The sequence below is a fragment of the Flavobacterium sp. genome, assembly GCF_029242675.1.
Taxonomy (GTDB): Bacteria; Bacteroidota; Bacteroidia; order Flavobacteriales; family Flavobacteriaceae; genus Flavobacterium.
Window position 1 is genome coordinate 1 of the sequence record NZ_JAQWTM010000005.1, and the last position, 1743, is coordinate 1743.

Sequence of the window (1743 nt, forward strand, 5' to 3'; positions counted from 1 at the left end):
CTTTAAATTTATCTTCAGTAAAGCCAATTAATATTATTCCGCCTTTATTATTTGTAAACGATAAAATATCTTTTGCAAAATTTCTTAAGAAAATTTCAATTGAATCAGTTTGTCCATAATGATTCAACTCACTTTTGTAATCGATAAAATCGTTTTCCTTTTTATAAATACCCAAATTTTTGATATCATCAATAATGAGATTTACTTGAGAGTTTAAAAGATTTAATGTCATTTATTCGGTTTTTTTGGTCAATATTACAGCCAACGTCCCCGCGCTTGTGGATGTTGCGGACATCAAAGACGAGTATTTTCGGTGTAACGAAAATACTAATAAAAAACGATAATTCCACTAAATTCCGCAATAACCACAAACGTCTGTTATGGTATGTAGCGACACGTATGGAAAGCACATAAGATTGGACGATTCTATTATCGATTCCAGTTTATTTCTCCGTCATTTCAATTTTACGCTTTCGATGGTTTTAATAATTTGGAATCAAACTTCACCTAAATCTCGAAAAAACACAAAAAAAAATCCTCTTTCAAATGTCTTTAGAGTAGCTCAGTTTTCGATATCGACAACGATTAAATTTATTGCTCTAGGTTTTTATTTCCGGCAGCTTACTGTAAACTTTTATAGTCATTACTTAAAAAGATTAAAATCACATTAGTTGAGCACGTCCAAAGAGCTATTTACCATAACGTTTCGCTGCTTTGAGATGGCTGGAAGTTCGTAACCTTTCAGTTTTCGGCTTATCGAAAACTTGATGCGAAACGGTAATTCCACTAAATTCCAGCTATATCAAAACAGCTGTTATGCATAGTGCTTTATTACTTATCGTTTTTATAGAATTTTAATACTTTTTTTGTTAAGTCAATCTTTACAATACCACTTCTCATTCCTAAAAAAATATTTTCATCATTAAGAACTGCAATAGAGTTAGGGTACAAACTATTCCAAAATGTATTTTTAAAGATGAGTTCTTTTTTAAAATCTTTCACTATGTAAAAATTTTCGAGTGTTGCCACAAGAAAAGTATCTTTATAAATAGTAAAAGCAAAAGGGGCATCTTCAAAATCAACAAGTAATTTAAAAGTAAAATTATTGTTTAGTCTTTCGAGTTCAAATAGACCACCAGAGCTAAAAACTTGGTGAGCATAACTTGTTATAAAATATATTTTATTTTTAAAATTGAATATGAAACTAATGTTTACTTTAATTATTTTGATTGCTTGTTTTGTGCTATCATTTGGTTGGAAAAGTAATTGACCTCCAAATTCCCCCTTGTTTATTCCAATAAGTGTTCCTCCTTGAATTTTTAGTTCGCATTTATCTACTGCTTTAAAGTTTTCAATTTCTAGCCTGTCTTTAACTAACTTAACACTAAACTCATTTTTAGAATGATTTAACGGATACCATTCTTCAGATTCAACTTTTGGTTGCATACTTTCGACAAAATCTTTTGGAATCATATCACGTGTCTGCGCATAGTTTTTTTGACAAATTGTTGTCAAAAAGAAGAGCAAAATATATAAAATCTTTAAGTTCATAGGGTTTTTGATAGCATTATGCATAACGTTATGCCACTTTGAGATGGCTGGAAGTTCGTAACCTTTCAATTTTCGGCTTAACGAAAACGTGATGCGACACGATAATTCCACTCAATTCCAGCTAGCTCAAAATGGCGGTTATGCGCTGGCTTTTAATTTTCTGTTGTTTTTAAAATATTTTGTCGAAAGTAT

At 30.6% G+C, this 1743-nt stretch carries 2 protein-coding genes; both read right to left on the reverse strand.

The genetic code is table 11. The annotated features are described in order from the left end of the window. On the reverse strand, positions 1 to 232 hold a 232-nt coding region (locus P8M54_RS00145), incomplete at its 3' end, for an RNA-binding domain-containing protein (RefSeq protein ID WP_300283659.1). A gap of 599 nt (positions 233 to 831) precedes the next feature. Continuing rightward, positions 832 to 1620, reverse strand: a complete 789-nt coding sequence (locus tag P8M54_RS00150; RefSeq protein ID WP_300283661.1) for a hypothetical protein — start codon at positions 1618 to 1620, stop codon at positions 832 to 834. Positions 1621 to 1743 lie beyond the last annotated feature (123 nt).